This window comes from Paramesorhizobium leguminum, assembly GCF_003217235.1.
Taxonomy (GTDB): domain Bacteria; phylum Pseudomonadota; class Alphaproteobacteria; order Rhizobiales; family Rhizobiaceae; genus Paramesorhizobium; species Paramesorhizobium leguminum.
The window spans coordinates 59,328-65,854 of sequence record NZ_QJTF01000021.1; the positions used below are offsets into that span (position 1 = coordinate 59,328).

At 62.4% G+C, this 6,527-nt stretch carries 7 protein-coding genes; 1 reads left to right on the forward strand and 6 read right to left on the reverse strand.

Translation table 11 applies throughout. The annotated features are described in order from the left end of the window. Positions 1 to 343 precede the first annotated feature (343 nt). Positions 344 to 1,870, forward strand: a complete 1,527-nt coding sequence (ltrA, locus tag C7477_RS15410; protein WP_110753764.1) for a group II intron reverse transcriptase/maturase — start codon at positions 344 to 346, stop codon at positions 1,868 to 1,870. A 135-nt stretch (positions 1,871 to 2,005) separates the two neighbouring features. Here ltrA and trbK-alt read toward each other — a convergent pair whose 3' ends face one another. From trbK-alt to C7477_RS15440, 6 genes are all read right to left on the reverse strand, one after another. Next, a complete protein-coding gene (trbK-alt, locus tag C7477_RS15415; protein ID WP_110753765.1) occupies positions 2,006 to 2,299 on the reverse strand; it encodes a putative entry exclusion protein TrbK-alt in 294 nt (97 codons plus the stop codon). A 10-nt stretch (positions 2,300 to 2,309) separates the two neighbouring features. Beyond that, positions 2,310 to 3,062: a P-type conjugative transfer protein TrbJ gene (trbJ, locus tag C7477_RS15420; protein ID WP_110753766.1), complete on the reverse strand. Its 753-nt coding sequence runs from the start codon at positions 3,060 to 3,062 to the stop codon at positions 2,310 to 2,312. Beyond that, positions 3,059 to 5,515, reverse strand: coding sequence for a conjugal transfer protein TrbE (trbE, locus tag C7477_RS15425; protein ID WP_110753767.1), 2,457 nt, complete (start codon positions 5,513 to 5,515; stop codon positions 3,059 to 3,061). Before trbE ends, trbJ begins: the two co-directional genes overlap by 4 nt. A 9-nt stretch (positions 5,516 to 5,524) precedes the next feature. Continuing rightward, a complete protein-coding gene (locus tag C7477_RS15430) occupies positions 5,525 to 5,806 on the reverse strand; it encodes a VirB3 family type IV secretion system protein (protein ID WP_110753769.1) in 282 nt (93 codons plus the stop codon). Then, positions 5,806 to 6,138, reverse strand: a complete 333-nt coding sequence (locus tag C7477_RS15435) for a TrbC/VirB2 family type IV secretion system protein (protein WP_110753771.1) — start codon at positions 6,136 to 6,138, stop codon at positions 5,806 to 5,808. Before C7477_RS15435 ends, C7477_RS15430 begins: the two co-directional genes overlap by 1 nt. Further along, positions 6,135 to 6,527 (reverse strand): ATPase, T2SS/T4P/T4SS family (locus C7477_RS15440; RefSeq protein WP_181418445.1); only part of this gene is annotated, 393 nt, incomplete at its 5' end. The genes C7477_RS15440 and C7477_RS15435, both read right to left, overlap by 4 nt.

Here is a 6,527-nt window from a genome sequence, read left to right on the forward strand (position 1 = left end):
TCGATCTGTGGTGTGAACCAAAGATCGGTGGAGCGTTGGTCTGCGCTATGGGTACGCGGACCGAGGGTGCGCAGCGTGCTGCGCACCAGCTTCGATATGGGCTTGCGTGGTATCGAGGCCAGATTCCACACGGGGTAAAGTCGGCGCCTAAAGCAGGCGAGAGATCAGTTGCGGAACCTAAGAACCTTATCGTCGCTTCCGGCAGTTTCCGACCCCGGATGGCTGAAGCGACCAGCGATCGTGACGATAAGGGGCGGAGCCTCCGTAGTAGTCCGAGGGCGGGAAAGCCGTCCACATGGCGAAGGGAGGCAGTGGATACAGCAAGCAGGCAGGAGGTGGATGTATGTCCGACGAGGTGAATATCTCGTTCGTCCTCGACATGCAGCGCAAGCTGTATCGGTGGAGCAACGAAGACCCCGATAAGGTCTTTGTTGATCTGTTCAATCTCGTATGTGACCGCAGAACCCTGCACGAGGCTTGGCGAAGGCTTGCCCGCAACAGCGGCAGCCGGACACCGGGCACGGACGGGATGACGCGGCTCACGGTCGAACAGCGTCCCGGTGGCGCAGCGGCGTTCCTCGAAGAAATCCGAGAGGCGCTCCGCAACGGAACTTACTGCCCTGAACCTGTCAGGCAACGGCTCATCCCGAAGCCCGGCAAGCCGGGGCAGTTCCGGCCACTCGGCATTCCCACGCTGATCGACCGCCTGGTACAGATGGCTTTGAAGCTGATCCTGGAACCCATCTTCGAGGCGGACTTCTACCCGACCTCCTACGGGTTCCGGAAAGGACGGAGCACCCATGATGCTCTGGAGCGAATCCAGAGGTTCCTTCATTCGACGAAGCGCGGACCTTCGGTCTATCACTACGCCATAGAGGGTGACATCAAGGGATGCTTCGACGCCATCGATCACCACGTCATGATGGAGGGCGTGCGGAAACGCATCAGCGACCGCAAGGTGCTGAGGCTGATCCTCGCATTCCTGAAAGCAGGCGTGATGATCGAGGGGACCGTTCGTCACCCCGTAACAGGCTCGCCGCAAGGCGGGATCATCTCGCCGATGCTGTCGAACATCTACCTGACAGCCATCGATGAGCGTTACGGGCGATGGTCTATGCGCCCTCGTGAACCAAGTATAAATGCCGCTGCCCGACGGGTCAGAGACCACAAGAAAGGCAGGCCGGTGTTCTACATGGTGCGATACGCGGACGACTTCGTCGTCCTCGTTGACGGCACGAGGAAGCAGGCAGAATCGGAAAAGCTCGCGCTGGCGGAGTTCCTGAAAACGGAGCTTCGCATGGAGCTGTCGATGGAAAAGACCCGGATCACCGACGTCAGGGAAGGCTTCGATTTCCTCGGCTACCGGGTGGTACAGACGAAGGCGCTCCGCACGGGGCGTCCAGTCGGCAACCTCTTCATACCGAAGGGCAAGCTGAACGACCTGCGCCACAAGATCAAGGTCATGGTGAAGGGCATCCCCACGGGATGTTCTCTCGCCCAAGTCATCAGCAACCTCAATCCGGTCATCATGGGATGGAGGAACTACTACCGATACGCCACATGGGCGCATCGCGAGTTCAGCCACCTTGATCGCTGGATATGGCAGCGCGTGGGGCGCTGGCTGAAAATGAAGCACGGAAAAGCGACGTGGCCGATGCTGCGCCGCCGCTATTATCTCAGCGCCCCGGGGAAACGGCGTCAATGGGCCGACGGGTCCAAACGCCTGCGGTTCCTCGGTGAAGGAGGAACCATGCGTTACCCGCATCAGAGCATAGAGAAAGAGAACGGATGGAATGCGGTACGGAGATTCCGACAACGCGAAAGCGTGCGCGAATACTGGAACGCGTTCCAACGCCTCAGACACGTCTGAGGCCCACCCATAGGCGCGCCAGCGCCCATGCATGGAGAGCCGGATGCTTGGAAACTTGCACGTCCGGTTCGGGAAGAGGGATGGAGAAACTTGTCTCCGAAAGGGGATGGAGCGCTTCATCTCTACTTTCACCGCTCACCGCCCTTCGGTGGTCTGCAGGGTTGCCGGCGCGGATGCTCTCCCCAGGAAGCGGTCGCGGGTTTGCGCCCAGACGCGCAGGCATTCAGCATCGCGCGCGGCGGCCTGCCCAAGCTGCTGGCACCGGCGCTGGCCGAGGCGAAGGGGATCTTCCGGCGCGTCGACCGCTGCCTGGGATCGTATCGATGGCGCGGGGTTCTCTCTTTTTCTGAGCATCTCGGTTGCCGTTGCGGTAATCGCGACAGCGACGAAGACGATGGCGCCCAGCCGGGCCAGCAGTTTGCCGTCCATAGTCTTCCCCTTAGTTGAACATCTTGGCATTGCCTTGCGTGTAGCCGGAGCCCGGCGTCAGGAAGCGCTGGCGCTGCACGCGGCCCTGTTCGGCGGCGGCAGCGCGTTCCGCCTCGGTAAGTGCGGCGGCGCGGCCATTGGCGGCAATCAGCGCCGTCAGGTCGGAGAGCTGCTGCAACTGCAGCGCCAGAAGCTGGTTGCCGGCTTGCGTGGCCTGGAGCGCACCGGTCGCGCTCTGGCTCTGGCCGACCAGTTGCGACATCTCGGTGCGGTTGGTGTCGATATTGCCGACGACGGTGGCCTGCACGCGCATGGCGTGCTGAAGGCCGCCGACACTGTTCTTCCAGCGGTCCTTGGCATCGGCGATAAGCTGTGCGTCGGTGGCCGAAAGCGAGACATTGGTATATTTCGACTGGAACGCCCGGTCGATCTGGCCGACGTCGAACGCGATGTTCTGCGCCTGGGACAGAAGCTGCTGCGTGCGCTGAACGGATTGCTGGATTTGCGGGAGCGAAGAATATGGCAGACTGGCGAGATTGCGCGCCTGATTGATCAGCATCTGCGCTTCGTTTTGCAGGCTGGTGATCTGGTTATTGATCTGCTCTAGAGCGCGGGCGGCGGATAACAGATTCTGCGCATAGTTTGTCGGATCGTAGACGATCCAGGCAGCGAAGGCCGGCGGTGCAAGCACCAGCGAAGCGGGACCAGAGAGAGTGAGAAAGGTCGCGGCAAACAGCGCCGTATGGGAATGACGAGTCTTCATGAGTGAGCCTCCTTGTCGGGCTGGGGAACGAGATTGCTGAGCTCCGGGATGAGGTCGGCAGCCCAATCGATGCCGCGATGACGAAGCCAGGCGGCGAGGAAGCCGTCACGGCCGTGCTCGGCGAAGACGCGGGCGATGGCGGATTGATCGGATTTCGAGGATGCGGCCGTGAGCGCCAGGCCGACTTCGGAAAGGCCCAGTTCGAACAGGCGGTTCCCCCTGCGGGTTTGACAGTAATAGTCCTTTTTCGGCGTGGCGCGGGCGAGGATCTCGATCTGACGGTCGTTCAGCCCAAACCGGCGATAGATGGCGGTGATCTGCGGTTCGATAGCACGCTCGTTCGGTAGCAGCAGCCGCGTCGGGCAGCTTTCGATGATCGCCGGGGCGATGGGCGAATTATCGATGTCCGAGAGGCTTTGCGTGGCGAAGATGACGCTGGCGTTCTTCTTGCGGAGCGTCTTCAGCCATTCGCGGAGCTGGCCGGCGAAAGCTTCGTCATCAAGCGCCAACCAGCCCTCATCAATGATGAGAAGCGTCGGTCTGCCGTCCAGGCGGTCGCCGATGCGATGGAAAAGGTAGGACAGGACCGCTGGGGCGGCCCCGGTGCCGACCAACCCCTCGATCTCGAAAGCTTGCACGGATGCGCTACCCAGATGCTCGGTTTCGGCATCAAGCAACCGGCCATAGGGACCACCGACACAATAAGGCCGGAGAGCCTGCTTCAGATCGTTCGACTGCAGCAACACCGTCAGGCCGGTAATGGTTCGCTCCTCGACGGGTGCCGAGGCGAGCGAGGTCAGCGCCGTCCAGATATGCTCCTTGACATCAGGCGTGATCGCGACGCCTTCGCGCGCCAGGATAGCGACCATCCAGTCGGCTGCCCAGGCGCGCTCGGGCACCTCGTGGATGCGGGCCAGAGGCTGGAGCGAGACGGAAAAGACATCGCCCTCTGTCAGATCACCACCCAGATCATGCCAGTCGCCGCCCATGGCAAGCGCGGCAGCGCGGATCGAGCCTCCAAAATCGAAGGCGAATATCTGGCTCCGCTCATAGCGCCGGAACTGGAGCGCCATGCAGGCGAGCAAGACGCTCTTGCCAGCGCCGGTCGGGCCGACCACCAGCGTGTGCCCGACATCGCCGACATGAAGGGAAAACCGGAACGGGGTCGAGCCTTCGGTCTTGCCGTAAAGCAAGGGTGGGGCTTCGAAGTGCTCGTCCCGTTCCGGCCCCGCCCACACGGCGGAAAGGGGGATCATGTGGGCGAGATTGAGCGTCGAGACGGGAGGTTGCCGCACATTGGCATAAAGATGCCCCGGCAGCGAGCCCAACCACGCGTCGACCGCATTGATGGTTTCAACCATCGCCGTGAAGTCACGGCCCTGGATGATCTTTTCGACAAGCCTTAGTTTTTCATCAGCCAAGCGCGGATCTTGGTCCCAGACGGCGATGGTCGCAGTGACGTAGGCCATCCCGGCATAGTCAGCGCCAAGTTCCTGAAGCGCGAGGTCCGCGTCGGCGGCCTTGTTCGCGGCGTCGGTATCGACGAGGACGGATGCCTCGTTGGTCATCACCTCTTTCAAGATCGCCGCTAAGCTCTTGCGCTTGGCGAACCATTGCCGCCTGATCTTCGTCAGCATCCGGATAGCGTCGGTCTTGTCGAGCAGGATCGCGCGCGTCGACCAGCGATAGGGAAAGGCGAGCCGGTTCAGTTCGTCAAGAATTCCCGGCGTGGTCGCCGTCGGGAAGCCGACAATGGTGAGAATGCGCAGATGCACCGGCCCAAGCCGTGGTTCCAGGCCGCCGGTCAGCGGCTGATCGGCCAGCAGCGCATCCAGATACATCGGAGTCTCGGGCACACGAACACGATGCCGGTTGGTCGAGACGGTCGAATGAAGATAAGTCAGCGTCTCGCTATCGTTGAGCCAATGGCATTCCGGCATGAAGCTATCGAGCAGCGCCAGCATACGGTCGGTGCGATCGATAAAGGCGCGCAGGATTTCATGTGGGACGACGCCGGAGCGTTCGCGGCCCTCATAGAGCCAGCCTTCAGTGCGCGTCGCGTCCTCGGCGGGCGGCAGATAGGTGAAGGTCAGGAAGTAGCTGGAAACGAAATGGCTACCCTGTTCCTCGAAATCGGCCTTGCGTTCGGCATCGAGCAGAGCCGAGGCCGGTTCCGGAAAGAGGCTGTCTGGATAGGTCGCGGCCTCCTCGCGCTGCGCTTCTACGAAGATGGCCCAGCCACTCCCCAATCTGCGGAAGGCATTGTTCAATCGCGCGGCGACGGCGACCAGTTCGGCGGCAACGGCGGATTCCAGATCGGGGCCGCGGAACCGCGCGGTCCTTTGCAGCGATCCGTCCTTGTTTAGAACGACACCCTCGCCAACGAGCGCGGCCCAGGGCAGATAGTCGGCAAGGCGGCTGGCGGTGCGGCGGTATTCGGCAAGGTTCATCATGGCCGCCCCTCAGACCGAAAAATAACCGGGAATGCGCAGGTGTCGGCGACCCACTTCCACCAACAGCGGATCCCGCTTCGCCGCCCAGACCGCCACAAAATGCCCCACCGCCCAAATCGCGAGGCCGACCAGCCAGAGACGGAGGCCAAGGCCTACGGCTCCGGCCAGAGTCCCGTTCATGATGGCGATGCTTCTCGGCGCACCGCCAAGCAGAATGTGCTCAGTGAGCGCACGGTGGACGGTGACGGTGAATCCAGGCACCTCGTCGGCATGTTCCAGAACAGCCGCCATCAGACGAGCGCCCCGCCGCCGAACGAGAAGAAGCTGAGGAAGAAGGAACTCGCCGCGAAAGCGATCGACAGGCCGAAGACGATCTGGATCAGCCGCCTGAAGCCACCGCTCGTGTCGCCGAAGGCGAGCGCCAGCCCGGTGGCGATGATGATGATCACCGCGACGATCTTTGCGACCGGTCCTTCGATGGATTCCAGTATCTGCTGAAGGGGCTCTTCCCATGGCATGTTGGAGCCGGCGGCGTGAGCGGCTGGCGCGAAAGCGAGCAACAGAGCGAGGCCGGATGATGCCGATGCCATATATCGGCAAATGCGCAAGGAGCGATGGATCATGGGAGTTCTCCGGATGTTGGCAGAACAGCGGGCGTGATGCGGTAGTCCCCGTCCGCGCCGATGCCGTCGACACATGCGAGTTCGGCGAGCCGGCGCGAGGCGCCACGTCCCGACAACACGGCGATAAGATTGACGGTCTCGGCGATCAGGGCGCGCGGTACGGTGACGACAGCTTCCTGGATGAGCTGCTCGAGGCGGCGCAGCGCACCAATCGCGCTGCCGGCGTGAATGGTGCCGATGCCGCCGGGATGACCGGTGCCCCACGCTTTCAGAAGGTCCAGCGCTTCAGCGCCCCGCACCTCCCCTATCGGGATGCGGTCAGGTCGCAGGCGCAGCGACGAGCGCACCAGATCGGACAGGGTCGCTACCCCGTCCTTGGTGCGCATGGC

Coding starts and splice junctions, on each gene's coding strand:
- ltrA (WP_110753764.1), top strand. CDS start 344: ATGTCCGACGAGGTGAATATCTCGTTCGTCCTCGACATGCAGCGCAAG.
- trbK-alt (WP_110753765.1), bottom strand. CDS start 2,299: ATGGACGGCAAACTGCTGGCCCGGCTGGGCGCCATCGTCTTCGTCGCT.
- trbJ (WP_110753766.1), bottom strand. CDS start 3,062: ATGAAGACTCGTCATTCCCATACGGCGCTGTTTGCCGCGACCTTTCTC.
- trbE (WP_110753767.1), bottom strand. CDS start 5,515: ATGATGAACCTTGCCGAATACCGCCGCACCGCCAGCCGCCTTGCCGAC.
- C7477_RS15430 (WP_110753769.1), bottom strand. CDS start 5,806: ATGGCGGCTGTTCTGGAACATGCCGACGAGGTGCCTGGATTCACCGTC.
- C7477_RS15435 (WP_110753771.1), bottom strand. CDS start 6,138: ATGATCCATCGCTCCTTGCGCATTTGCCGATATATGGCATCGGCATCA.